The following is a 25049-nucleotide window of genomic DNA, read 5'->3' as shown; positions in this document are numbered from 1 at the left end:
TCATCCCTTGAGCCCGGCGAGCACGACGCCGCGGACGATGTAGCGCTGGAGCAGCAGGAAGACGGCGAGCGTCGGGATCGTCGCCAGCGCCGCCCCAGTCATGATCAGCTCCCACTGGATCTGCGATTCGACCGCGAAGGAGGCGAGCCCGACCGGGAGCGTGTAGAGTTCCTTGCTCGTCGTGACGATCAGCGGCCAGATGAAGGCCGTCCAGTTGCTGAGGAAGGTGAAAATCGCCAGCGCCGACAGCGCCGGCGTCACCAGCGGCAAAGCGATGCGCCAGAAGATCGCGAACTCGTTGAGCCCGTCGACGCGCGCCGCCTCGAGGAAGTCGTTCGGCACCGTCTCGAAGAACTGCTTCATCAGGAAGGTGCCGAAGGCGGTCATCATGCCCGGGAACATGATGCCCCAGTAGCTGTCGAGCCAGCCGAAGTTCTTCGCCATGACGTACCAGGGAATGACCAGCATCTCGGTCGGGATCATCAGGGTCGAGAGGATCGCCAGGAAGACGAGATAGCGGCCGCGGAACTGGAACTTGGCGAGGGTGTAGCCGACCAGGCTGTCGAAGAAGACGTTCGACAGGGTGACGATGGTCGCGATCGCCAGCGAGTTCCAGAACCAGCGCAGGAAGCGCCCGTCCGAGAGCACGGTCTTGTAGTTGTCGAGCGTCGGCGCCGCCGGGATCAGCCGAAGATCGTAGATGTCGGCCGAGTCCTTTAACGAGGTCGAGAACATGAAGAGCAGCGGCGTCAGCATCAACAGGCCGCCGGCGAGCAGCAGCAGCCAGACGAAGACGCGGCCTGGCGCGAAGCGATGGGTGAGGGTGGTGCCGGTCATCAGCGATCCCTCAGCAGGCGCAGCTGCAGCAGCGAGACGCAGAGCAGCACGAGGAAGAGCACGACCGTCTGCGCCGCCGCATAGCCCATGTCGAAGGAGGAGAACGCGGTCTGATAGATCATTAGCACCAGCGGCTTGGTCGCGTTGAGCGGGCCGCCGGGATCGCCGCTGGTCATGTTGTAGACCTGGTCGAAGATGCGCAGGAAGCCGATCGAGGAGAAGACGACGAGGAAGATGATCGTCGGCTTGAGCAAGGGCAGGGTGATCTTTCTGAGGATGGCAAAGTCGGAGACGCCGTCGATCCGCGCCGCCTCGTAATAGGTCGTCGGGATGGCCCGCAGGCCGGCGAGGAAGATCACCACCTGGAAGCCGAGCCCGGCCCAGATCGCCGGCGCCAGCACGGCCGGCAGCGCCTGTGTCGTCGAGCGCAGGAAGGGCTGCTGCGAGAAGCCGAAGGAAGAGATGACGTCGTTGATCAGGCCGATCGGCACCGGCTGGTAGAACCAGCGCCAGACCCAGGCCATCGCCGTCGCCGTGGTCAGGAAGGGCAGGAAGTACAGCGCCCGGATGAAGCCGTGCATGAAGCGGACGCGGTCGAGATGGTAGGCGATGGTGAAGGCGAGGACGAGGCTGAGCGGCGTGCCGATGATCAGATAGAGGAAGGTGTTGCGGAACACCTGCCAGAACACCGGATCGGCCATGAGTCGCCTGAAGTTCGCCAGCCCGACGAAGGACGGCGAGTTCATCAGGTTCCAGTTCGTGGTCGAGATCACGAAAGCCTCGACCGTCGGGTAGAAGCGGATCAGCCCATAGAACAGGATCGGCACGGCAAGGAAGCCCCAGGCCCAGACCACCTGCTTCTGCTGCAAGGTGAGGCCCTGCCAGAGGCGCCCGCCGGAGCGAGCGACTTCGGTATTGGCGGTCATGGCGCGTCCTGCCGTGTCGGAATGGCTTTCAGGCAGCCGTGATCACTTCTTGTAGAAGCGGTCGAGGATTGCCTGCTCGGCCTTGGCCGCTTCGGCGAGCGAGGCCTTGGCGTCCTGGTTCTGGATGAACACCCGGTTGGCCATGTCGAGGCCGACCTGGCGCTGCGCCAGCTCGTCGACGAAGACCGTCGCCTGCGAATAGTTCAGCGCCTTGAGGAACGGGCCATAGATCGGGTGGCTAAGGTTCTTCTCGGTCTCGGCCGCCGCCTTGCGGGCGGGAAGCTCGCCGACCATGTCGAGCCAAACCTGCATCGCTTCCGGCGAGGTCGTGAAGGCCATGAACTTCTTGGCGGCTTCGAGCTTGGCGCCGGTCGGCTTGCCGGTGATGGCGTTGACCCAGTAGCTGGCGAAGTTCGAGCGCTTGCCGTCGGCGCTCGCAGGCAGCTCGGTCACGCCCCATTCGAAGTTCTTGATGCCGCCGAAGGCGCCGAGGCGGAAGGAGCCGTCGACCGTCATCGCGGCACGGCCGGCGCGGAAGGCGGCCTGGCCCTCATCCATGAAGCCGGCCTGGCCGACCTTGTGGACGCGCTGCAGGTCGGCATACCAGTTCAGCGCCTTGGCGCCGGCCTCGCTGTCATAAGCGATGGTCTTGTTGTCGTCGGAATAGGGCTTGCCGCCCATCTGGCGCAGCAGCACCTCGCGCCACCAGTGCAGGTCCTGGCCGGGCATGTCGATCACCGCGCCGGCCGAGAGCATATTGCCGGTGGCGTCGCGCTTCACCGTCTTCTTGGCGACTTCGAGATACTCGTCGAGCGTCTGCGGCGGCTTGTTCGGGTCGAGCCCGGCCTCCTGGAACAGCTTCTTGTTGTAGAACAGCGCGAGCGTGCGGACCGCGGTCGGCAGGCCGTAATACTCGCCGCCGCGCTTCATCGTCTGGACGATCGGGTAGAATTCCTTCTCGATCACGTCGTGCGGGAAGGCGTCGCGCGGCAGCGGCTGGATGAACTTGGCGCCGACAAAATTGTCGAGCCAGCCATAATAGAGCTGCACGACGTCCGGCCCCTGGCCGGCCGGGACGGCGGCGGCGATCTTGGTCTGGTAGTCGGCATAGGGGAAGGTCGTGTGCTTGACCTTGATGCCGGGATTGGCGGCCTCGAAGCGCTTGATCAACTCGTTCATCGCCTTGATGCGGGCGTCGAACACATATTGCCAGTACTCGATCTCGACCGCCTGGGCGCGCGCGCCGGCAATGGCGCCGACCGACATCAACACACCCAGAACCAGTCCGCGAAAGCCGCGCATGGGTCTTCCTCCCCGTCTCGTTGCGACGTCCGCCCGCATGCTCGCTCCCGGCTGCCGGACGTTCGGCAGGCATGCTTTCCCGCAGCTCGCCCGCTGTCAATAGATTAATTCACTTGAGTTTGATTAATGGCCGTCGCAGCTTGTGCAGACAGGACGGGCCGACCCACCATGCCGCACCGCAAGCCTCCAGCCGCGCAGAGCGTTGCCCTCGGCGCCAATCCCGAACGGGCACGCCACCATAACCGGCGCGTCGTGCTCGAGACGCTACGCCAGCATGGCCGGCTCGGCCGCTCCGACATCGCCAATCTGACGCGGCTGACGGCGCAGGCGGTCTCAAACATCGTCGCCGAATTGCTGGAAGAGGGCTTCCTGATCGAGCTGGGCCGCCGGCGCACGGCGCGCGGCCAGCCGCCGGTCGAGTTCGCGCTGAACGCCGATGGCGGCGTGAGCGCCGGCATGGAGATCGCCGCCGACCACATCACCACCGTGCTGGTCGACCTCACCGGCGAGATCAGGGCAGAGCGCGTCGTGCCTTTGCCGGATATCTCGGTCGAAGCGGTGCAGGCGCTGGCGGCGGCCGAGCTCAAGCGGGCGCGGGCAACAAGAGGCCTGCCGGAGCGCCTGCTCGGCTGCGGCGTGGTCATGCCCGGTCCATTTGATTTCGAAGGGACGATCACCGTCGGCTCGACGGCGCTGCCCGGCTGGACGGGGCGCGATGTGACGGCGCTGATGAGCGCTGCGCTGGCGACATCCGTGACGGTCGAGAACGATGCGACGGCGGCGGCCGTCGGCGAGCATCTCTACGGCATCGGCCGCAACCTCCGGCATTTCTGCCTGGTCTATTTCGGGCTCGGGCTCGGCCTCGGTTTGATGCTCGGTGGCGAACCTTATCGCGGTGCCTTCGGCAATGCCGGCGAACTCGGCCATGTCCCGGTGGTGCCGCAGGGCTTGCCTTGCGTCTGCGGCCGGCAGGGTTGTCTCGAAAGCTATGTCTCGCCCTCGGCGCTGCAGGAAACGCTGCGCCAGGCGGGGATCACGCAAGTCGACGCGGCCAGCATCGCCGGGCTTCATGCTGGAGGACATCCGGCTGTGCTCGGCTGGATCGCTCAGGCCGGGCCGCTGCTCGCGCCGGTGCTCGCCATGCTGGAGAACCTGTTCGACCCGGAGACGATCATCCTGGGAGGTGGGCTGCCGGACAGCGTCATCGATGCCCTGATCGCGACGGCCGAGCCATTGCCGCTATCCGTCGCCAGGCGCGATGGGCGAGCCGTTCCGCGCCTCCAGCGTGGCACGACCGGTCAGCTCACGGCGGCACTCGGCGCTGCGGCGTTGCCCTTGCTCGATGCGATCGCGCCGAGGCTGGTGCGGAATGCTGCCATGGCCGAGGCTGCCGTACCGAGTACCGCTGCTGCGTCATAGGCCGACCACCGCGATGTCGCAGACGTGACGAGCTGCGGGCTGCGCCGGCCCGGTTTTTCCGCTAACGCTCAGTCAGGCGAGTCGTTTGCCCGGGACCGATCGAACCGTCGCGCCTTTCGGGGATTGATCTTGGCAAGGCTCTTGCTAACGAGCCGGGGCGAACGATTGGAGATGCCGGCTCGATGCTAGAGTTCGAAGGGCGCGGCCTGCGCCGGATCCGGGCGCTGCGCCCACCGCAGATGTCGAGCTGGACGCGCGAGGCCGTCGGACAGCAGGCGCTTGCAAGCGCACCACCGGCTGCGGAATTGCGGGTTGCCTCCTACAACATCCACAAGGCCGTGGGGCGTGATCGCCGTTTCGATCCGGACCGGATCATCGAGGTGCTCCGGCAGATCGATGCCGACGTGGTGGCGCTGCAGGAGGCCGACCAACGCTTCGGCGAGCGCTCCGGCCTGCTCGACCTCGCCCGCCTCGAACGCCGCACGGGATTGAAGCCGGTGCCGGTCCAGAGCGCCTGGCAGGGCCATGGCTGGCACGGCAATGTCGTGCTCTTCCGCGATGGGGTGGTTACGGCGACGCGGCAGCTCGTCCTGCCCGGCGTCGAGCCGCGCGGTGCGCTGATCGTCGATTTGACCATCTCCCGCGCGCCGATCCGCGTGGTCGCGGCGCATCTCGGTCTGCTGCGCCGTTCGCGCTCGCGTCAGGTCGAGGCGCTGATCGCCGCCTCCAAGCCGACGGATGGACGGCCGATTTTCCTGATGGGCGATCTGAACGAGTGGCGGATCGGCAAGAAGTCGACGCTGCATGGATTGGCGCCGAAATTCGGGCCGCTGCAGGCCGCGATCCCGAGCTTTCCCTCGCGTTTCCCGATCTGGGCGCTCGACCGCATCGTCGCCTACCCGGCCGAGACCATCACCCAGGTCGAGTTGCACGACACCGCATTGTCGCGGCTGGCCTCCGACCACCTACCGATCAAGGCGGTGGTGCACCTGCCGGGTGAGGACCGCCAGGCGCATTGACCTCGTGCATCCGGCGAGCTTGCCGGCCGGTCCGTGTTTGGCTCTCCTGAGGGAAAGCCAGATGATTTGCCGGGCGGGGAGGCGAGACGAGATGCAGCTGGACGAAGCCGCCTATCTGGCGGGATTGCATGCGCTCTGGGACAAGGCCTGGCCGGCGGGTATCCCGCGCCGCCCGCAATATCCGCTCGGCGAGATCGCGATCAGCGAGCATTTGCGCGAATGGGCGAGGCGGCAACCCGACAAGCCGGCCTGCATCTTCTACGGCCGGGAGATCAGCTATGCCGAGCTCGACCGGCTGAGCGACCGCTTCGCCGCATTGCTTCAAGGCCATGGCGTTCGGACCGGCGACCGGGTCGCCGTTTTCCTGCCGAACTGCCCGCAGTTCATGATCGCCTTCTTCGGTATCCTGAAGCTTGGTTGCGTGCATGTGCCGGTCAACCCGCTCTTCCGTGAGGCGGAGCTCGCCTATGAGCTCAACGATACCGGCGCGGAGGTGGTCGTCTGCCTCGACGCGCTGCTGCCGATCCTGCGCAAGGTCCGCGACGAAACGGCCGTGAAGAGCGTCCTCGTCACCGGTTTTGCCGATTTCATGCCGGCTGAGCCGAGTTTTCCCGCCCCGGCGGCGGTGCTGCAGCCGCGCGAGCCGGCGGGCGACGATGAGATCGAGTTGATGCCGGCGCTGGAGGCCGTCACCGGGCCGGCGCCTGTCGTTGCCGTGGACCTCGATGCGGTGGCGGCGCTGAACTATACCGGCGGTACCACTGGCATGCCGAAGGGCTGCGTCCATACGCAAGCCGACATGCTCTACACCGCTGCTACCTCCCTTTCGACGAGCTTCGCGCTGACGCCGGGCGATGTCGTCGTCAACTTCGTGCCGATCTTCTGGATCGCCGGCGAGGATACCGGCCTGCTCTTCCCGATCGTCGCTGGCGCCACCGTCGTGCTGATGGCGCGCTGGGACGTGGTTGGCTTCATGGCCGCCGTCGAGCGCTACCGAGGGAGCTTCTCCTATCTCCTCGTCGACAACACGGTCGAGGTGCTGGAGCATCCGCGCCGGGACGAGTTCAACCTCTCCTCGCTCCGGACCGTGCGCGTCTCGTCCTTCGTCAAGAAGCTGAACCCGGATTTCCGCCAGCGCTGGCGCGAGCTCACCGGCGGCACGATGATCGAAGCCGCCTGGGGCATGACCGAGACGCACACGATGGATACCTTCTCCGTCGGCATGGAGCAGGATGATTTTGACCTGACCTCGCAGCCCGTCTTCGTCGGCCTGCCGCAGGCCGGCACAGAGTTCAAGATCTGCGATTTCGAGACTGGAGCGCTGAAGCCGCTCGGCGAGGAAGGCGAGATCTGCATGCGCTCGCCGTCGCTGATGAAAGGCTACTGGAACAAGCCGGAGGCGACCACTGATGCGATCCGCGGCGGCTTCCTTCACACCGGCGATATCGGCGTGATCGATACCGAGGGCTATCTGCATTTCCTCGGCCGGCGCAAGGAAATGCTAAAGGTCAAGGGCATGAGCGTCTTCCCGGCCGAGATCGAGGCCCTGCTCGGCCAGCATCCGGCAATCGCCGGCTCGGGCGTGATCGGGCGCGAGGATGCCGAGCGCGGCCAGGTGCCGGTCGCCTATATCTGCCTCAACCCGGCCGCAGCCGTGCAGCCGGATGAGGCTGCGCTGACCGCCTGGTGCAGGGAGCGGATGGCTGGCTACAAGGTGCCCGAGATCAGGATCGTGCCGGCTTTGCCGATGACGGCGACCGGCAAGGTCAAGAAGGACGAACTGCGCAAGCTCTGAGCGTGAGAAGCGCGCCGATTGCAGGGCTGGCTTGAGGCATCCTCAAGTGACGCTCCGGCGCGCGCGTGCCACGATGACACGACCCTCGACGCCGACTGGATCTTGCCGATGACCGCCGAACCGCAACGCACCCGCGCCTATCGCACCCAGAACTGGAGCCTGGCCAAGCCTTCGGCGCGGGGGCGCAATGGCGTCGTCGTCTCGCAGAACCACGAGGCTGCGGCCGCCGGCGCGGCGATCCTGGAAGCCGGCGGGAATGCGGCTGATGCCGCGGTCGCGGCTGCCTTTGCGCTGGCTGCGGTCGAGCCCTGGAATAGCGGGCTCGGCGGCATCGGCTTCGGCGTCGTGCTCAAGGCCGGCGAGAGCAGGGCGCAGGTCGTCGATTTCGGTCCGGTCGCGCCGCGCCGCGCCGATCCGGCCGATTATCCGCTGACCGGCGAGATGAAGCTCGACCTCTTCGCCTGGCCGGGCGTGGTTGACGACCGCAACATTCACGGGCCGCTCTCCTTCTGCATCCCGTCCTCGGTCGCCGGGTACGCGAAGCTGAAAGAGGCGTTCGGGACCAGCATGCCGGTTGCCGAACTACTCGCGCCTGCGATTGCGCTGGCCAAGCGCGGACTGGCGCAGGACTGGTACACGACGCTGAAGATCGCCTCCTCGGCCTCGGTGCTGCGGCTTTACGAGGAGAGCGCCCGCATCTACCTGCCGGATGGCCTGCCGCCGGTGCCGCCCTATCAGGGCGTGCCGGGTTTCAGGAAGCTCGGCAATCTCGGCCCGACGCTCGAGCATCTCGCCCGGGCCGGGCTCGACGATTTCTATCGCGGCGATCTTGCCACGCGATTGGCGGCCGACATTGCCGCTGCCGGCGGCGTGGTCGATGCGCACGATCTGGCGGATTGCCGGGCGAGCGTGCGCGAGGCGCCGGTGATCGACTGGCGCGGCACGCATCATATCCACACGGCCGGCGGGCTGACGGCAGCGCCGACCCTGCAGGCGGTGGTCGAGGGCATGGCTTCAAGCCCGCCGCCGGAGGGTGGACCGGACTCAGCCTGGTTCGCGAGGCTCTCGCAGGTAATGCGCGAGGCCTATGCCAGTCGCCTCGAAGGGCTCGGTGCGGCGCAGATGGCGAAAGAGTCGGCCGAGACCTGCACCACGCATCTCACCGTGGTCGATGGCGAGGGCACGATCGTCGCGCTGACGACGACGCTGCTGTCGTCGATGGGCAGCCGTTTCGTCCTGCCCGAGACCGGCGTGCTGATGAACAACGGCATGATGTGGTTCGACCCACGCCCGGGCAGCGCCAATGCGATCGCGCCCGGCGCGCGCCCGCTCTGCAACATGTGCCCGGTGGTGGTGACGCCGGCCGATGGCGGCTTCCCGCGCTATGGCGCCGGTGCCTCGGGCGGGCGGCGCATCCTCGCCAGCGTCTATCAGGTGCTGGCCTTCACGCTCGACAGCGGCATGAGCCTCGATGATGCCGCGCACCAGCCACGCATTGATGTCTCCGGGCCCGACGGCACCAGCGCCGATGCGCGCCTGCCGGATGGCACGCTCGATGTGCTGGCGGTTGCGGGCCCGCTGACGGTGGTCGAGCACGGCGTGCTGCCGCTCAACTTCGCCTGCCCGAACATGGTACGGACCGGGCAGGACGGACAGGAAGGGATCAGCGATGCCGCCTCGCCTTGGTCGGCGGCTGTGGCGGCATCGTAGGGTTCGTCATGCTCGGGCTTGACCCGAGCATCTCAGGCCGGAGGAGGCTCGGTTTAGTGCCTTCTGGTCATGAGATTCTCGGGTCTGCGCTTCGCTTCGCCCGAGAATGACGGCGAGGCGTTATCCCCGCTTCAGCCCCCACGGATAGGGCGCCGAGCCCGGCAGCATGCCGGTCAGGTTCTTGCGGTAGGCTGTCTTGATGACGAACTGGCCGAGCGGGATGGTGCCGCATTCTTCCAGCGCCAGCCGGCCGAGCGTCACCGCCGCCTTTTTCTGCGCCGCCTCGTCCGGTGCGTAGAGCCACTCCTCGGCCAGTTCCTCGGCCTTGGCATTGGTCCACCAGCCGAACCAGCCCTTCTCGCCGGGGCCGCGCACAAGGTTGGACAGAGCCGGGTTGCCCCAGCCGACCGCTGCGCCAGTGGTGTGGAAGATGCTCCAGCCACCCTTCTCGACCGGCTCGCGGCTGTTGCGGCGCTGGATCACCGTGCCCCAGTCGCTCGCCATCATCTCGACATTCATGCCGATAGACTTCAGCAACTCGTAGGTGACGTCGCCGAGCGGGCCGATATCGGGGAAGTCGGTCGGGTTGATGATGACGACCTTCTCGCCGTTGTAGCCGGACTCCTTCAGCGCCGCCTTGGCCTTGTCGACGCTCTGCGGCATCAGGTCCTCGAGCTCGCCGGTGTAGTAGGGCGTGCCGCGCCACCACAGGTTCCGGCAGACCTGCCAGGTCGTGGTGTCGTCGCCCTGGGAGGCCCGCATATAGTCTTCCTGGTTGACCGCGAGGCGGACGGCGGCGCGCACCTTCGGATTGTTGAAGGGCGGCTGGAGATGGTTCAGCCGCATGATCGAGCCGCGGCCGTTCTTGTCGATGACCTCGCGGGTGATGTCGGGGCTTTTCGCGAGCAGGGGCTGGAGGTCGGCGAGCGGGCGCTCCCACCAGTCGATCTCGCCCTTGGTCAGCGCGGCGGCGGCGGTCGCTGGATCAGGCAGGATCGGCCATTCGATGCGCTTGAAATGCGCGACCTTGCCGCCGGCATTGCGGCTCGGCGCCTCGCTGCGCGGCTTGTAGGCCTCGTTCTTCTCGTAGACGACGCGGCTGCCCGAGACGTATTCGCTGGCGACGAACTTGTAGGGACCCGAGCCGACCATCTCGGTCACCTGCTTGGTCGCGTCGGTCTTGGCCAGGCGCTCCGGCATGATGAAGGGCGGGTTGTCGGCCTTGGCCATGCAGTCGAGCATCATCGGGAAGGGCCGGGTCAGCTTGATCTCCATGGTGCGCTCATCCGGCGCGCCCCAGGCTTCGACCGCTTTCAGCAGCAATTGGCCGTAAGGATCGCGCTGGCCCCAGCGCTTCAGGCTCTCGATGCAATCGGCCGGGCGGACTGGCTGGCCGTCATGGAAGGCGAGGCCTTCGCGGAGCTTGATCTTCCAGGTCTTGCCGTCAGCCGAGATCTCGTGGCTCTCGGCCATTTGCGGCTGCGGCTTCAGGTCGAGATCGCCGCCATATAGGGTGTCGTAGACGTAATAGCCGTGATTGTTGGTGACGGTCGCGGTTGTCCAGATCGGATCGAGCGAGGTGAGATTGGCTTGAGGCGCCATCTTGAGCACGTTCGGGCTCGGCGCTTGCGCCAAGGCTTCGCGGGCCAGTGTTGGAGCGAACAGGGCGGCGGCTGCCGTGCCCTGCAGGAACTGACGACGCTTCATATGGTCTCTCCCCTTTTATGATTGGTCTTTAGTGGTCGGCGAACCTTGATCGTGACGTTGCGTGCAGTTCGGAACGGTCGTGAGCCGGGTAGAGCATTTCCGCGTTTCTCCGAATCGCTGGAATGCTCTACCTCTTTGTTTTATCGCATTTTCTTCACGCGAACCGGTACCCACTTCGCTCGAAAATGCTCTAGTCGAAGCCGAGAAAATTCGGGCTGTCCTTGAGCTTCGGGGCCTTCTTGAGCCCGGCGATGTCGGGCACGGGCCGCGCCGTCAGCGGATCGCCCGCCAAGAGTGACTCGAGCGCTGCCGCGACGGCAAGCACCTTGGCGTCGCCGCCGCGCGGGCCGACGATCTGCAGGCCGAAGGGCAGGCCGTTGCGGTCGAGCCCGACCGGCAGCGAAATCGCGGGATGGCCGACGATCGTCACTGCGTAAGCCATGGCGAGCCAGTGGAAATAGGTCCGCGTCGGTTTGCCATCGATCTCGGCGGGATAGAGCTCCGACCAGGGGCGCGGGCTCAGCGTCATCGCGGGCGAAAGGATGACGTCGTAGCGGTCGAAGAAGCGCTGCCACTCATGGTAGAGCACGGTTTGCTGCTTCAGCGCCCGGGTAATGTCGAGCGCGCCATAGCGCAGGCCTTCCTCGACATTGGCGCGGACATTGGGGCCGACCTTGTCGGGCGTGTCGCGCACCCGCTCATATTGCCCGGCGAGGAAGTTGACGGCGCGCAGCACCTCGAAGCTCTCATCGGTGCCGGCGCAATCGGGCGTCGCCTCATCTGCCTGGCCGAAGACCTTGCTGAAGCGGCCCACCTTGTCGGCAAAGATCTCACGGATGTGCTTCTCGGTCGGGGCGAAGCCGAAATCCGGGGTGAGGGCCACCTTGAGCGAAGCGAGATCGCAGTGGTCCGGCCGGGCGAAGTCCTCGGGCCGCCTGACCCGCTTGCCATGGATCGTGGTCGCCAGCGGATCGACGCCGTCGTCGCTCACCATGGTGGAGAGCAGCAGGCAGAGATCGGGCACTGTGCGCGCCATCGGGCCGAGCACCGAAAGCGGATTCCAGCCGAGCGCGCGCTTGTCGCTCGGCACCAGCCCCGGCGATGGCCGGAAGCCGACGATGCCGTTGAAGGCGGCCGGATTGCGCAGCGAGCCGCCGGTGTCCGAGCCGGTGGCGATCGGCACCATATTGGTCGCGAGCGCGACGCCGGAGCCGCCGGAGGAACCGGCGGCCGAGCGCGAGGGATCGAACGGGTTGCCGGTGACGCCGTAGACAGCGTTACGGGTATTGGCGCCGGCACCCCATTCGGGCGTGTTGGTCTTGCCGACGATGACGGCGCCGGCCTTGCGCACCGAGGCGACGATGCCCTGGTCCTTTGTCGGCACATGGTCGGCAAAGAGCGGGCTGCCATAGGTGGTGCGCAAGCCCGCGACGTCCTCGAGATCCTTGATGCCGATCGGCAGGCCGTGCAGTGCCGGCAGATCATCGCCGCGCATGGTGGCCGCGTCGGCCGCCTTCGCCGTTGCCCGCGCCCGCTCGTCGTCGCGCGCCACCATGGCGTTGACAGCAGGGTCGACCGCATCGATCCGGGCGAGACAGCTTTCGAGCAGTTCGGTGGCGGAGAGCTTCTTCTCGCCGATCAGGCGGCGGGCGGTGACGGCGTCGAGATTGCAGGGTTCGGTCACGGCAGAAGGCTCCGGCAGTCAGCGCGGGCCCATCTCGGTCCGCCCTGCCAGTCGAAGCGGCCTGAGCCGCCACGTCAACCCTCGCCGGGTTGAGTGCCGGCCTGCGTTCGCCTCAGATGTGCAGTGCGTGGCCGAGCGCTTTGAGCGCCGATTCCTGGAAGGCCTCGCCCAATGTCGGATGGGCGTGGATCGTGCCGGCGATGTCCTCGAGCCTCGCACCCATCTCGATGGCGAGGCCGAAGGCGGCGGAAAGCTCCGAGACTCCCTGCCCGACCGCCTGGATGCCGAGGACGAGATGGTTGTCAGCCCGGGCAACGACGCGGACAAAGCCGGCCTCGCCATGGCGGGTCATGGCGCGGCCATTGGCCTGGAAGGGGAACTGGCCGATCTTGGTCTCGAAACCAGCGGCCTTGGCCTCCGACGGCGAGAGGCCGGCCGAGACGATCTCGGGATCGGTGAAGCAGATCGCCGGGATGCAGGCCTTGTCCCAGACCCGCGGCTCGCCGGCGACGATCTCCGCGACCATCTCGCCCTGCGCCATGGCGCGATGGGCCAGCATCGGCTCGCCGGTGACGTCGCCGATGGCGTAGATGCCGCGCATCGAGGTCTCGCAGCGCTCGCCGATGCGGATGAAGCGGCCGTCCATATCGAGCACGAGCTCATCGAGGCCGAGCTTGCTCGTCGCAGGCGCACGGCCGACGGTGACCAGGATCTTGTCGGCCGGCAGTTCGCGTTCCTTGCCGTCGGCGGTCTCGATGCGCAGGCCGTCGCCCTTGGCGGTTGGGCCGAGCGCCTTGGCGCCCAGGAGTACCTCGACATTCAGCGCCGAGAGACTCTTGGCGACGGGCGCGGTCAGTTCGGCATCGTAGAGGGGCAGGATCTTGTCCTGCGCCTCGACCACGGTGACCTTGCTGCCGAGCTTGGCGAAGGCGGTGCCGAGCTCGAGCCCGATATAGCCGCCGCCGACCACGACGAGGCGCTTCGGCAATTCAGTCAGCGCGAGTGCGCCGGTGGAGGAGATGACGTTGCCGCCGAAAGGCAGGAAAGGCAGCTCGACGGGGAGCGAGCCGGTCGCGATCACGATCGTCTCGGCCTTGATGATCTTGGGGCCGGTCTCGGTCTCGACCGCGACGGTCTTGCCGTCGCGGAAGCGGGCCTGGCCGTGGACGATCTTGACCTTGGCCTTGCGCAGCAGGCCGGCGACGCCGTTGTTGAGGCGCTGGACGATTCCGTCTTTCCAGGCGACGGCTTGCTTCAGGTCGAGCTTCGGCTCGGCGGCGGTCAGGCCGAAGGGCGTCTTGCCGGCGGCGGCATGGGCGGCCTTCTCGAACTCCTCGGCGACATGGATCATCGCCTTGGAGGGGATGCAGCCGACATTGAGGCAGCTGCCGCCGAGCTTGCCGCTCTCGACGATGACGGTGTCGATGCCGAGCTGGCCGGCGCGGATGGCGCAGACATAGCCGCCGGGACCGGCGCCGATGACGAGCAGCTTGCAGGTGATCTCGGTCATGGCTTTCTCCCGCCGCTCACATGTCCACGAACAGCGTCGCCGGCGTCTCCAGCAGCTCTTTCAGCCGCTGCACGAAGACCGCCGCGTCCCAGCCGTCGATGACGCGGTGGTCGAAGCTGGAGGAGAGGTTCATCATCTTGCGCGGCACGAAGGTGGTGCCGTCCCAGATTGGCCTGATCATCATCTTGTTGACGCCGACGATCGCGACTTCGGGATGGTTGATCACCGGGGTGGTGGCGATGCCACCGAGCGCGCCGAGCGAGGTGATGGTGATGGTCGAGCCGGTGAGCTCGTCGCGTGTCGCCGAGCCGTCGCGGGCGCGTTCGGCAAGGCGTGAGAGCTCGATGGCGCAGCCCCAGAGATCGCGCGCTTCGGCATGCTTGACCACCGGCACCATCAGGCCGGAGGGAGCCTGCGTCGCGATGCCGATATGGATTCCGGCATGCTGGTGCACGATGCCGGCCTCGTCGTCATAGAGCGCGTTGAGGCCAGGCTGCTCGCCGAGCGCCTTGACCATCGCCCGCATCAGGAAGGGCAGCAGCGTCAGCTTCGGCCGCTCGGCGGTCGGCTTCTTGTTGAGCGCGGCGCGCAAATCTTCCAGCGCGGAGACGTCGACCTCTTCGACGATGGTGATGTGCGGAATGCGCGATTTCGACAGCGCCATCTTCTCGGCGATGCGACGGCGCAGGCCGACCACTTTGACGTCGGTGATCGCGGTCTTGGCGACGAGTCCGCCCTTGGCCGGAGCCTCAGGGCCGCGCTGGATGAAGGCGTCGATGTCCTCATGGATGACGCGGCCGGCCGGGCCAGAGCCCTGGACCTGGCGCAGATCGATACCGGCCTCGCGCGCCTTCAGCCTGACGGCAGGAGAAGCGAGCGGCTTCTCGCCGACCGGGCGGCGCGGTGCCGGCGTGGTGGCGATGGGGGCCGAGCGCGCAGGAGCAGCGGGCTTCGGCGTCGGCAGCTGCTTGGGAGCGGGCTCCGGAGCTGCCGCCGGCGTGGCCGGGGCAGCCGCTGCAACGGGCTTTTCCTTCGGCGGCTCGACAGGCGCCTCCGCCTCGGCCGGCTCTTCGCTCGCGGTCCCGCCTGAGACCTTCAGCTTCACCAACGCCGAGCCGATCGCGACGGTGTCGCCGATCTCGGCGCCGACCCAGGTGACCTCGCCCTCGACCGGCGAGGGGATTTCCACCGTCGCCTTGTCGGTCATCACTGCGGCGATTAGATCGTCCTCGCGGACGATGTCGCCGACCTTGACGTGCCACTCGACCAGCTCCGCCTCGGCGATCCCCTCGCCGACATCGGGCAGCTTGATGATGCGCTCGGCCATCAGCGGCTCTCCATGATGTCGCGCAGCGCGGCGCCGACGCGGCCCGGGCCGGGGAAATAGGCCCATTCCTGGGCGTGCGGATAAGGCGTATCCCAGCCGGTGACGCGCACGACCGGCGCCTCCAGATGATAGAAGCAGTGCTGCTGCACCAGCGCGGCCAGCTCCGCACCAAAGCCTGAGGTCAGCGTCGCCTCGTGCAGAACGATGCAGCGGCCGGTCTTCGAGACCGAGGCGACAATCGCGTCGAGATCGAGCGGCAGCAAAGTGCGCAGGTCGATGATCTCGGCGTCGATGCCGGTCTCCTCGGTGGCCGCCTGCGCGACATGAACCATGGTGCCGTAGGTGACGATGGTGACGGCTGAACCCTCGCGGCGAATCGCGGCCTTGCCGAGCGGGATGGTGTAATGTCCCTCGTCGACCTCGCCGAGCTCATGCTTCGACCAGGGCGTGACCGGGCGGTCGTGATGACCGTCGAAGGGGCCGTTATAGAGCCGCTTCGGCTCGAGGAAGATCACCGGATCGGGATCCTCGATCGCCGCGATCAGCAGGCCCTTGGCGTCGCGTGGATTGGACGGCACCACCGTCTTCAGCCCGGCGACATGGGTGAACAGGGCTTCCGGGCTCTGGCTGTGGGTCTGGCCGCCGAAGATGCCGCCGCCGGTCGGCATGCGGATCACCATCGGGCAGGTGAAATCGCCGGCCGAGCGATAGCGCAGGCGCGCTGCCTCGGAGACGATCTGGTCGTAGGCCGGGTACATGTAGTCGGCGAACTGGATCTCGACGCAGGGGCGCAGGCCATAGGCCGCCATGCCGATCGCGGTGCCGACGATGCCGAGCTCGCTGATCGGCGCGTCGAAGCAGCGGTTGACGCCGTATTTCTGCTGGAGGCCATGGGTGCAGCGGAAGACGCCGCCAAAGAAGCCGACATCCTCGCCATAGACGACGACATTGTCGTCGCGGCCTATCGAGACGTCGAGGGCCGAGCGGATCGCCTCGATCATGGTCATGCGGGCCATGGTTCAGACTCCGATCTGCTGGCGCTGGCGGCGCAGATGCGGCGGCAGCTCGGCATAGACGTCCTCGAACATGTCCCGCGAGGAGGGCTTGCCGCCGGCATGCAGCGTGCCGAAGCTCTCGGCTTCCTTCTGCGCGGCGATCACGGTCGCCAGGATCTCGGCCTCGGTCTGCTTGTGGCGCTCCTCCGACCAGGCGCCGATGCCGATCAGGTGCTGCTTCAGCCGGACGATGGGGTCGCCGAGCGGCCAGTCGTCGGATTCATGCTTGGGCCGGTAGGCGGAGGGGTCGTCCGAGGTCGAATGCGCGCCGGCGCGATAGGTGACGTATTCGACCAGCGTCGGGCCGAGATTGCGGCGGGCCCGCTCGATCGCCCATTGCGCCACGGCATACGTCGCGAGGTAGTCGTTGCCGTCGACGCGCAGCGCCGGGATGCCGAAGCCGAGGCCGCGGGCCGCAAAGGTGCCGGAGCCGCCCCGCGCAATGCCCTGGAAGGTCGAGATCGCCCACTGGTTGTTGACGACGTTGAGGACGACTGGCGCCTTGTAGGTCGAGGCGAAGACGAGGGCGGCGTGGAAATCGGATTCCGCCGTCGAGCCGTCGCCGACCCAGGCGGCCGCGATCTTGTTGTCGCCCTTGATCGCCGAGGCCATCGCCCAGCCGACGGCCTGGACGTATTGGGTGGTGAGGTTGCCGGAGATCGAGAAGAAGCCGTTCTCCTTCGAGGAGTACATCACCGGCAGCTGCCGGCCCTTCATCGGGTCGCGCTCGTTCGAGTAGATCTGGCACATCATCTCGACGAGCGGGTAGTCGTGCGCGATCAGGAGCCCGGCCTGGCGATAGGTCGGGAAATTCATGTCGCCCTTGCCGAGCGCGATGCGGAAGGCGCAGCTCACGGCCTCCTCGCCGGTGTGCTGCATGTAGAACGAGGTCTTGCCCTGGCGCTGGGCCATCTGCATGCGCGCATCGAAGGCGCGCAGCGTCAGCATGTGGCGCAGGCCGCGGATGAGGTCGTCCTTGGAGAGATCGGGCACCCAGGGACCGACCGCCTCGCCCTCGCGGTCGAGCACGCGGATGATCGAATAGGCGAGGTCGCGGATCTCGCGCGGATCGACATCGACTGGCGGGCGCTGAACCGAACCCGCTTTTGGGATCACGACATGCGAGAAATCGGGCTTCTCACCGGGGCGACTGGCCGGAACGGGGACGTGGAACCGAAGCGGTGAGGGGTCTGTCATGTCCGCGCTCCCTAGGCTCTCGCTTTGCCCAGCATTCCGCCATGCGGCCATTGCCGCAAGGCATGTCTGCGGGGGCGTCTGTCGAGCCGCCGTCGTTATTCGGGCATGTTAGGGTGGTGCATCGTCGATTTCTTGCCGAAGTAGCCTTGAGATTTGGCTTTGGTCGGAGGATTATTCTGCCATCTCGACATTTGGCGGAAAATTCAATCGATGGCAGTCAAAGCGCGGCGCGGCGAGGAGATCGACCAGATCGACCGGCGCATCCTCTCGGCGTTGAACGAGGATGGCCGACTGACGATCAACGCCTTGGCAGAGAAGGTCGGGCTTTCGCCCTCGCCATGCTGGACGCGAGTGAAGCGGCTCGAGGAGAACGGCGCTATCGAGAAGTATGTCGCGGTGCTGAACCACCGGGCGCTCGGGCTCGACAATGTCGTCTTCATCGAGATCACGCTCGACAAGCATGACGACAAGCTGCTCGACAGCTTCGGCGAAGCGCTGGCGCGGATTCCCGAGGTGGTCGAAGCCTATCTCGTCACCGGCGACTACGACTACCTGGTCAAGGCCGTGGTCAGCGGCACCGAGCACTATGAGCGCTTCCTGCGCCAGAAGATCTACCGCCTGCCCGGAATGCGGCAGTCGCGCACGACCTTCGGCCTGCGCGCGCTGAAGCGGGCGATCTCGGTCGACCCGCTGCAGATCGCGCCGGTGTGAGGGGGCGTAGACCCCTCCCCTTGTGGGGAGGGGCAGGGGTGGGGGGCGAAAAGTCGGAACGAATTCGCCGGGAAATGGACCGGTCCGCTCCTGCGAGCAGCCTTGTACCTCGTCGTTCGCCCCCATCCCCAACCCTTCCCCACAAGGGGGAAGGGAGGAACTTACGCCGGCACCGAGATCGCCATGCCGTCGCGCTGCGGGTCGGCGCCGCCGGTGGCGAGCCCATCCTCGATCTTGACGCCGTGGAGCGCGGCGAAGGGATAGCTCTGGGCCGAGCGCTTGACGTCGTAGCCATCAGACTTGAGCTCGGCCTCGACGCTGCGGCGGATGCGGTTTGAGATGTCGATCGTGTTCGAGACACCCATGACGCGCGGCGCCGCCACCGCCTCCAGCATCGACATCTTGAAATCGATGACGTTCATGATGCCCTGCGCCATCGCCGGGGCGATATAGCTGCCGCCCGGTGCGCCCATGACGATGAAGGGTTTGTCGCCCTTGAAGACGATGGTCGGCGCCGCCGACGATGAGCGGCGCTTGCCCGGCGCGATCGAGCCGGCGCGGCCGGGGCGCGGATCGAAGCGGCTCATCGTGCCGTTATAGATGAAGCCGAGGCCCTCGGTGATCGCGCCCGACGGGCTGCCGAGCGTATGGGTCAGGGCGACGGCGTTGCCATGGCGATCGACCACGGTGACATGGGTGGTCTCGCGTTGGGAGGAGCGTTCCAGCCGTTTCACATCGGCCCGCTCGCCGCGGCGGATGCTGTCGGCCTGTTCTGCCGCGTGCTCCTTCGAGATCAGGCGCTCGACGGGGACATCGACATAGGCGGGGTCGCCCATGAACTGGTCCTTGTCGATGGTCATGCGCTTCATCGCCTCGGCGAGCAGGCGGACATGATCAGCGCCGCCATGGCTGAGCGCGCCAATGTCGAAGGGCTCCAGCATATTGAGGATTTGCAGCATCGACATGCCGCTCGCCGGCGGCGGCGAGGTCGAGATGCGGTGGCCGCGATAGGAGCCCCAGATTGGTTCGGCGACGGAGAGCTCGTAGCGGGCGAGGTCCTCGCGCGAGATCAGCCCGCCATGCCCCGCGAAGTCGGCGCCGATCTCCTCGGCGAGTTCGCCATGGTAGAACAGGTCGGCGCCGCCCTTGGCGAGACGTTCCAGGGTATTCGCCATGTCGGTGTTGACGATCACGTCGCCGGGGCGCTTGGCGCTGCCGTCGGGGCGGAAATAGAGGCGCTTGCCGGTCTCGCTGTAGCGCAGCTTGTCCGATGTGTTGACCTGGCCAGAGCCGCTCTGATCCTGCGTCCAGAACCAGTGCATGTGCGGGCGCACCAGCACGCCCTCGCGTGCCTGCCTGATCGCCGGCGCCATGACATCCGCCCAGTCCATCGTGCCGAAGCGCGAGAGCACATGGTCGTAGCCCCTGACGCTGCCGGGCGTGCAGACGGCGAGATGGCCGAACTCGTTGATGCCGCCTTCGAGCAGGAAGGCGAAGCCGTCGCGCGATTGGCCGCGCAATTTGTCGAGCCACATGTCCGGCTTCGCCGCATAGGAGGCGCGGGCGTAGAACTCGACGATCTCATGAATGCCCTTGCCGGGCATGTAAATCTGCATCGAGCCGAAGCCGCCAATGCCGGACATCAGCGGATCGACCACGCCTTGCATGAAAGCGCAGGCGATCGCCGCATCGATCGCATTGCCGCCGCGCTCCAGCACGGCCGCGCCGGCTTCGACCGCTTCCGGCTGCGGGGCGACGATCATTCCGTTCTTCATGCCGAAGGCCTCATTCTCGGTAGTCGCTCACGCCGGTTCGCCCAGCCGCCAGAACAGCCTGACACCGCCATCCGCCATGCTCTCCAGCCCGGGCACGGCCGAGAGCAGCTTGCGGGTGTAGTCGTGCTGCGGCGCGTCGAAGATCTGGTCGCGCGTGCCTTCCTCGACGATGCGGCCTTCATGCATCACGATGACGCGGTCCGAGACCTGCTCGACGACGCCGAGATCATGGCTGATGAACAGGCAGGAGAAGCCGTGCTTCCTCTGCAATTCCGCGAAGAGCTCCAGCACCTGCGCCCTGACGGTGACGTCGAGCGCCGAGACCGGCTCGTCGGCGATGACGAAGCTCGGCCGGCGGATGATGGCGCGGGCGATGGCGACGCGCTGGCGCTGGCCGCCGGAGAGTTCGTGCGGATAGCGCTCGGCAAAGCCGTCGCCGAGCCCGACCTCGCCCAGAACTTCGGCGAGCCGCGCTTTCCTGTCGGCAGCGCTCATGCCCTTCACCAGCCGCAGGGGTTCGCCGACGAGCTCGCCGATGGTCATGCGCGGGTCGAGCGAGGAATAGGGGTCCTGGAAGACCATCTGGCAATTCAGCCGATAGTCCCAATAGGCCGTCTCGCTCTTGTCGATCGGCTTGCCGTTGAACAGGATCGCGCCCTCGCTCGGCTTGATCAACCCGGCGATGGCGTGGCCGAGCGTGGTCTTGCCCGAGCCAGAGCCGCCGACCACCGAGACGACCTCGCCGGGCTTCACCGAGAGGCTGATGCCGTGCAGCGCCCGCTTGGGCTGCTCCTTGCGGAAGAAGCCCTGGCGGCCGCCATAGTCGACGACGAGGTCAGTGACCGCGACGAGTGGCGTCCCTGCCTCCGGCACCTCGCGCGCCGGCTCGCGATGCGGCATCGCCGCGAGCAGCTTGCGGGTATAGGGGTGCTGCGGGCGGGCGAGGATATCCTCGCTTTTCCCGTGCTCGACGACGTCGCCCTGGCACATCACGACGATGCGGCTGCAATAGCGCGCGACCATGCCGAGATCATGCGAGATCAGCAGCACGGCGGTGCCGTTCTCCTTGGTCAGGTCGACCATCAGTTCCATGACGTCGCGCTGGACGACGGCGTCTAGCGCGGTGGTCGGCTCGTCGGCGAGCAGCAGTGCCGGCTTCAGCAGCATCACCGAGGCCAGCATGATGCGCTGGCGCATGCCGCCGGAATACTGGTGCGGATAGGCGTTGAAGGCGCCTTCGGGGTCGCGGATGCCGACGCGGCGGAGCATGTCGAGGATGAGCTCGCGCCGGCCGGCAGCGTCGAGCTTGCAATGCAGTGCCAGCCCTTCCTCGAGCTGGCGCCCGATCAGCATGGAGGGGTTGAGCGAGGTCATCGGCTCCTGGAAGACCATGCCGACTTTGGCGCCGCGGATCGCCCGCAGGCGCTTTGGCGCCATGGTCGTGACCTCCTCGCCGTCGAAGCGGATCGAGCCGGAGATCAGGCGGACCGCCGGCGGGATGAAGCCCATCACGGCGCGGGCGGCGAGCGTCTTGCCCGAACCGGATTCGCCGACGATGCCGACGATCTCGCCGGGCGAGACGCAGAAGCTGACATCGTTGACGACGGTGCGGCCGCTCGCGCCGATCCTGAGCGTGAGGCCGTCGACCTCGAGCAGGGGTTTGGTGGAGGTCATCGCGCACCCCTCATCCGCGGGTCGAGCTTGTCGCGGAGCGCATCGCCGAGCAGGTTGATGCCAAGCAAGGTCAGCGAGATGCAGAGGCCCGGGAAGATGCCGAGCCAGACGGCCTGGCCGATATAGGGCCGCGAGCCTGCCAGCATGTTGCCCCAGGTCGGCGCCGGTGGCGGCACGCCGAGGCCGAGGAAGGAGAGCGAGCTCTCGGCCAGCAGCACCCAGCCGAACATCGAGGTTGCCAGCACGGTCAGCGGCGCGATGCAGTTCGGCAGGATGTGGCGCAGCATGGTGAAGGCCTCCGAATTGCCCATCACCCGCGAGGCCGAGATGAACTCGCGCTCGCGCAGCGAGAGCACGGTGCCGCGCACGATCCGGGCGACCGAGGGCGCATAGGCGATGCCGAGCGCGAGGATGATGCCGTATTTGTTGGCGCCGACCACGGCGAGCAGGCCGAGCGCCAGCAGGATGCCGGGGAAGGCTAGCAGCGCGTCGTTGAAGGCCATGATGGTGCGGTCGACCCAGCCGCGGACATAGCCCGAGAACAGGCCGATGACCGTGCCGAGCGACACCGCCAGCGCGACCGTCAGCAGGCTGATCCAGACTGATGTGGCGGCGCCCGCCATCAGCCGCGAAAGCACGTCGCGGCCGAACTCGTCGGTGCCGAGCCAGTGCATCGCCGAGGGTGCGGCGAGCTTGGCGCGGAAGGAGAGCCGCAGGGGATCGTAGGGCGTCCAGACGGAGCTGACGCTTGCGACGATGGCGAGGAAGCCGATCAGCGTGCCGCCGACCAAAGCGTTGGGAGCGGGGAGCTTCATTGCGCCGTCACCCTCGGATCGAAGATCGGATAGCAAAGGTCGATCACGAGATTGACCAGCACATAGGTGAAGGCGACGAAGAGCATGCAGCCCTGGATCACCGGATAGTCGCGGGCGAAGATCGAATCGACCAGAAGGCGGCCGAGACCGGGGATGGTGAAGACGGTCTCGACCACCGCGATGCCGCCGAGCAGGTTGCCGAGCACCAGGCCGATCAGCGTCCAGGTCGGGCCGAAGGCGTTCTTGAAGGCGTGGTTCCAGAGCACGGCGCTCTCGGTCAGGCCCTTGGCGCGAGCATGGGTGATGTAGTCGAGCCGGAGCACTTCGAGCGTCGAGGCGCGCGCCATGCGCAGGATCACGCCGATCTCATGCAGGAACAGCGTCATGATCGGCATAATGAGATAGAGGATGCCGGCCCACGGGCTCTCGGCGATCGAGACATAACCGACGACCGGCAGCCATTCGAGCTTGAGCCCGAAGAAGAGCAGCAGCAGCAGGCCGAGCCAGAAGGTCGGGATCGAAAGCAGCAGCGTCGCGACGGCGACGAGCGAGAGATCGAGCGAGGTGTCCTGCTTCCAGGCGGCGAGGACGCCGGCCGGCACGGCAACGAGGCTCGCGAGGGCGACCGCGACCAGCACGATCTGGGCCGAGATCCAGAAGCGCTGCAGGATCAGCGGCAGCACCGCCTGTTGCGAGTTGATCGACTGGCCGAGATCGCCCTTGAGCAGATTGCCGAACCAGATGCCGAACTGGACCGGCACGCTCTGGTCGAGGCCGAGCCGCGCCTGCAAATCGGCGATCGAGGCCGGGGTCGCCAGATCTCCAAGCATCAGCGAGGCCGGATCGCCCGGGATCAGCCGGATCAGGCCGAAGACCGCGACCGACACGATCAGCAGTGTCGGCACGGACATCAGAATGCGCGTCAGCGCAAAGCGCAGCATCGGCTTCCTCCCGGTGCGTAAGGGGCTTGCGCGGGGCTCAGTTCGCCAGCGTCACTTCCCACATGCGCAGCTTCGACTGCCACGGCTTGAAGCCCTGGACGCGCTTGGCATGGGCGATGATGTCGAGGCCGTTGAAGGCGAAGATCATCGGGACCTCGTCGATGACACGCTTGTGCAGTTCGTCGACGATTGTCTGGCGCTCGGCCCGGTCGGAGGTGACGTAGAGCTTGTCGATCTGCTTTTGCGCCTCCGGATTGTCCCAGGTCTTGCGCGGCTGCTTGTCCTTCGGTCCCGAGAACTGCTCGAAGGCGATTGCGGGGTCGAAACGGGCCGAGAAGGAGAAGGACTGCATCTGGTAGTTGCCCTTGTTGAAGCGGTCGAGCTGGGTCGCCCAGTCGAGCACTTCGATCTCGGCGTTGACGCCGACGGCCTGCAGCATCTGCTGCGCCACCACTGCGGCCGGGAAGCTCGGCACGACCGGGCGCTTGTTGGCAAGGATGACGATCTTCTCGCCCTTGTAGCCGGCCTCCTGCAGCAACTTCTTGGCGCGGGCCGCATCGTAGACATGGCCCTTCTTCTCGACCTCGCCGAAATAGCTCGAGCCGGAATAGATCGGCGAGGTGTTGGGCTTGCCGAGGTCGTTGTAGAAGGATGCGACGATCTCATCCATGTCGAGCGAGGCGGCGATCGCCTGGCGGACCTTCTGGTTGCCCATCACCGTGTCCTTGGTCTGGATCAGGAAGACATGGCGGACGGCGTTGGGCTCGACCGCGACGGCGAGCTTGGGGTTTTTCCGCAACTCGACGGCGTCGCTGGGCAGGATGTCGGCCATATCGAGCGCGCCGGAGAGCAGGCCAGCCTTCACCGTCGCCGGATCCTTGACGATCAGGAACTTGACCTCCTTGAGCAGCGGCCGCTTCGAGGCCGACATAGCCGTCGGCCTTGCCGCCTTCCTTCGGCGACTTGTAGCCCTCGAAGGCGGTCATGGTGAAATACTCGCCGCGCTTCCATTCGCCGAACTTGTAGGGGCCGGTGCCGATCGGCTTGTCCCAGGACCCGTCGGCCTTGACCGAATCCTTGTGCAGGATCGCGGTCATGGCGCAGTCGGTGCGGGCGAGCGTGTCGAGGAAGAGCGCGTTGGGCTTGTCGATCTGCATCACCACGGTGCGCGCGTCCAGCGCCGTCACGGACTCGACCTTGAGGCCGGAGCGACCGTCGAATTCCGAGGTGCAGCGCCAGTCGGTCTTGGCGTCCATGTAGCGGGTCCAGTTCCACAGCACGTCGGCCGAGGAGAGCTCGGCGCCGTTGTGGAACTTGACGCCCTGGCGCAGCGTGAAGGTGTAGGTCTTGCCGTCGGCGGAGAGGTCGACCTTCTCGGCGAGCAGTGGCGTCGCGACGCCGCCCTCATTGTAGCCGACGAGGCCCTCGACCAATTGCAGCGCGAAATCGTCGGTGTTGTCGTCGCGGTTGACGCCGGGATTGTTGCTGCGGATGTCGGCGGCGACCGCCACGGTGATGGACTGGGCCGCGGCAGGCACAGCGAAGGCGGCAGCGGCGATGAGGGCGGCGGCCGGCGCAAAAAGATACTTCATCTCGGTCCCCTGTCGTTTTTTCATTTGTCGTTGTGATCGTCAGGCCGCCGCGT

The 25049-nt window shown here is 66.6% G+C and carries 19 protein-coding genes and 1 pseudogene; 5 read left to right on the top strand and 15 right to left on the bottom strand.

Going from position 1 to position 25049, the window contains the following annotated elements; all coding sequences use genetic code 11:
• Genes QO058_RS13840 through QO058_RS13830 form a run of 3 tightly spaced genes read right to left on the bottom strand, consistent with a single transcriptional unit; the run spans window position 1 to window position 3065 of the window.
• A complete protein-coding gene (locus QO058_RS13840; RefSeq protein ID WP_284172602.1) occupies window positions 1–837 on the bottom strand; it encodes a carbohydrate ABC transporter permease in 837 nt (278 codons plus the stop codon).
• Entirely contained in the window at window positions 837–1763 is a 927-nt protein-coding gene (locus QO058_RS13835; RefSeq protein ID WP_284172600.1) for a carbohydrate ABC transporter permease, read from the bottom strand. Before QO058_RS13835 ends, QO058_RS13840 begins: the two co-directional genes overlap by 1 nt.
• Window positions 1764–1805: 42 nt before the next feature.
• Window positions 1806–3065: an extracellular solute-binding protein gene (locus QO058_RS13830; RefSeq protein WP_432212048.1), complete on the bottom strand. Its 1260-nt coding sequence runs from the start codon at window positions 3063–3065 to the stop codon at window positions 1806–1808.
• A gap of 168 nt (window positions 3066–3233) precedes the next feature.
• On the opposite strand from QO058_RS13830, the gene QO058_RS13825 reads away from it, so the two are divergent.
• The 4 genes from QO058_RS13825 (at window position 3234) to QO058_RS13810 (ending at window position 9008) form a co-directional block, all read left to right on the top strand.
• Complete coding sequence (locus QO058_RS13825; protein ID WP_284172598.1) at window positions 3234–4484, top strand: ROK family transcriptional regulator; 1251 nt, start codon at window positions 3234–3236, stop codon at window positions 4482–4484.
• Between the two features lie 182 nt (window positions 4485–4666).
• On the top strand, window positions 4667–5503 hold the full coding sequence (locus QO058_RS13820; RefSeq protein WP_284172597.1) for an endonuclease/exonuclease/phosphatase family protein: 837 nt from the start codon (window positions 4667–4669) through the stop codon (window positions 5501–5503).
• Between the two features lie 91 nt (window positions 5504–5594).
• Window positions 5595–7298, top strand: coding sequence for an AMP-binding protein (locus QO058_RS13815; RefSeq protein ID WP_284172596.1), 1704 nt, complete (start codon window positions 5595–5597; stop codon window positions 7296–7298).
• A gap of 108 nt (window positions 7299–7406) precedes the next feature.
• Window positions 7407–9008, top strand: coding sequence for a gamma-glutamyltransferase (locus tag QO058_RS13810; protein ID WP_284172594.1), 1602 nt, complete (start codon window positions 7407–7409; stop codon window positions 9006–9008).
• 120 nt (window positions 9009–9128) lie between these two features.
• Here QO058_RS13810 and QO058_RS13805 read toward each other — a convergent pair whose 3' ends face one another.
• The 6 genes from QO058_RS13805 to QO058_RS13780 form a co-directional block, all read right to left on the bottom strand.
• A complete protein-coding gene (locus QO058_RS13805) occupies window positions 9129–10715 on the bottom strand; it encodes an ABC transporter substrate-binding protein (protein WP_284172592.1) in 1587 nt (528 codons plus the stop codon).
• Window positions 10716–10905: 190 nt separating this feature from the next.
• Complete coding sequence (locus tag QO058_RS13800) at window positions 10906–12399, bottom strand: amidase (RefSeq protein WP_284172591.1); 1494 nt, start codon at window positions 12397–12399, stop codon at window positions 10906–10908.
• 112 nt (window positions 12400–12511) lie between these two features.
• The gene (gene lpdA / locus QO058_RS13795) at window positions 12512–13909 is read right to left on the bottom strand and encodes a dihydrolipoyl dehydrogenase (RefSeq protein ID WP_284172589.1); all 1398 of its coding nucleotides are present in this window, start codon (window positions 13907–13909) and stop codon (window positions 12512–12514) included.
• 16 nt (window positions 13910–13925) lie between these two features.
• Entirely contained in the window at window positions 13926–15236 is a 1311-nt protein-coding gene (locus tag QO058_RS13790) for a dihydrolipoamide acetyltransferase family protein (protein ID WP_284172588.1), read from the bottom strand.
• Window positions 15236–16252 carry an alpha-ketoacid dehydrogenase subunit beta gene (locus tag QO058_RS13785; RefSeq protein ID WP_284172587.1) on the bottom strand — a complete coding sequence of 339 codons (1017 nt, stop codon included), beginning with the start codon at window positions 16250–16252 and terminating at the stop codon, window positions 15236–15238. Before QO058_RS13785 ends, QO058_RS13790 begins: the two co-directional genes overlap by 1 nt.
• A 3-nt stretch (window positions 16253–16255) precedes the next feature.
• Window positions 16256–17488 carry a 3-methyl-2-oxobutanoate dehydrogenase (2-methylpropanoyl-transferring) subunit alpha gene (locus tag QO058_RS13780; protein ID WP_284172586.1) on the bottom strand — a complete coding sequence of 411 codons (1233 nt, stop codon included), beginning with the start codon at window positions 17486–17488 and terminating at the stop codon, window positions 16256–16258.
• A gap of 210 nt (window positions 17489–17698) precedes the next feature.
• Between QO058_RS13780 and QO058_RS13775 the strand changes: the two genes are divergently transcribed.
• Window positions 17699–18199 carry an Lrp/AsnC family transcriptional regulator gene (locus QO058_RS13775; RefSeq protein ID WP_284172585.1) on the top strand — a complete coding sequence of 167 codons (501 nt, stop codon included), beginning with the start codon at window positions 17699–17701 and terminating at the stop codon, window positions 18197–18199.
• 161 nt (window positions 18200–18360) lie between these two features.
• Here QO058_RS13775 and ggt read toward each other — a convergent pair whose 3' ends face one another.
• From ggt to QO058_RS13745, 6 genes and pseudogenes are all read right to left on the bottom strand, one after another.
• Window positions 18361–19974 (bottom strand): gamma-glutamyltransferase, encoded by a 1614-nt coding sequence (ggt, locus tag QO058_RS13770; protein ID WP_284172584.1) that lies wholly within the window; start codon window positions 19972–19974, stop codon window positions 18361–18363.
• 27 nt (window positions 19975–20001) lie between these two features.
• Entirely contained in the window at window positions 20002–21648 is a 1647-nt protein-coding gene (locus QO058_RS13765) for an ABC transporter ATP-binding protein (RefSeq protein WP_284172582.1), read from the bottom strand.
• The gene (locus tag QO058_RS13760; RefSeq protein WP_284172581.1) at window positions 21645–22463 is read right to left on the bottom strand and encodes an ABC transporter permease; all 819 of its coding nucleotides are present in this window, start codon (window positions 22461–22463) and stop codon (window positions 21645–21647) included. Before QO058_RS13760 ends, QO058_RS13765 begins: the two co-directional genes overlap by 4 nt.
• Entirely contained in the window at window positions 22460–23404 is a 945-nt protein-coding gene (locus tag QO058_RS13755; RefSeq protein WP_284172580.1) for an ABC transporter permease, read from the bottom strand. The genes QO058_RS13760 and QO058_RS13755 overlap by 4 nt, the downstream gene beginning before the upstream one ends.
• Before the next feature lie 37 nt (window positions 23405–23441).
• Window positions 23442–24335, bottom strand: coding sequence for an ABC transporter substrate-binding protein (locus tag QO058_RS13750; protein ID WP_284172577.1), 894 nt, complete (start codon window positions 24333–24335; stop codon window positions 23442–23444).
• 79 nt (window positions 24336–24414) lie between these two features.
• Window positions 24415–24996 (bottom strand): annotated as a pseudogene (locus tag QO058_RS13745) (ABC transporter substrate-binding protein); the annotation flags it as partial.
• Between the last annotated feature and the right edge of the window lie 53 nt (window positions 24997–25049).

The organism is Bosea vestrisii (genome assembly GCF_030144325.1).
Lineage (GTDB): Bacteria > Pseudomonadota > Alphaproteobacteria > Rhizobiales > Beijerinckiaceae > Allobosea > Allobosea vestrisii_A.
Note: the sequence above shows the minus strand (reverse complement) of the source record. Positions and strands in the feature narration are given on the sequence as shown.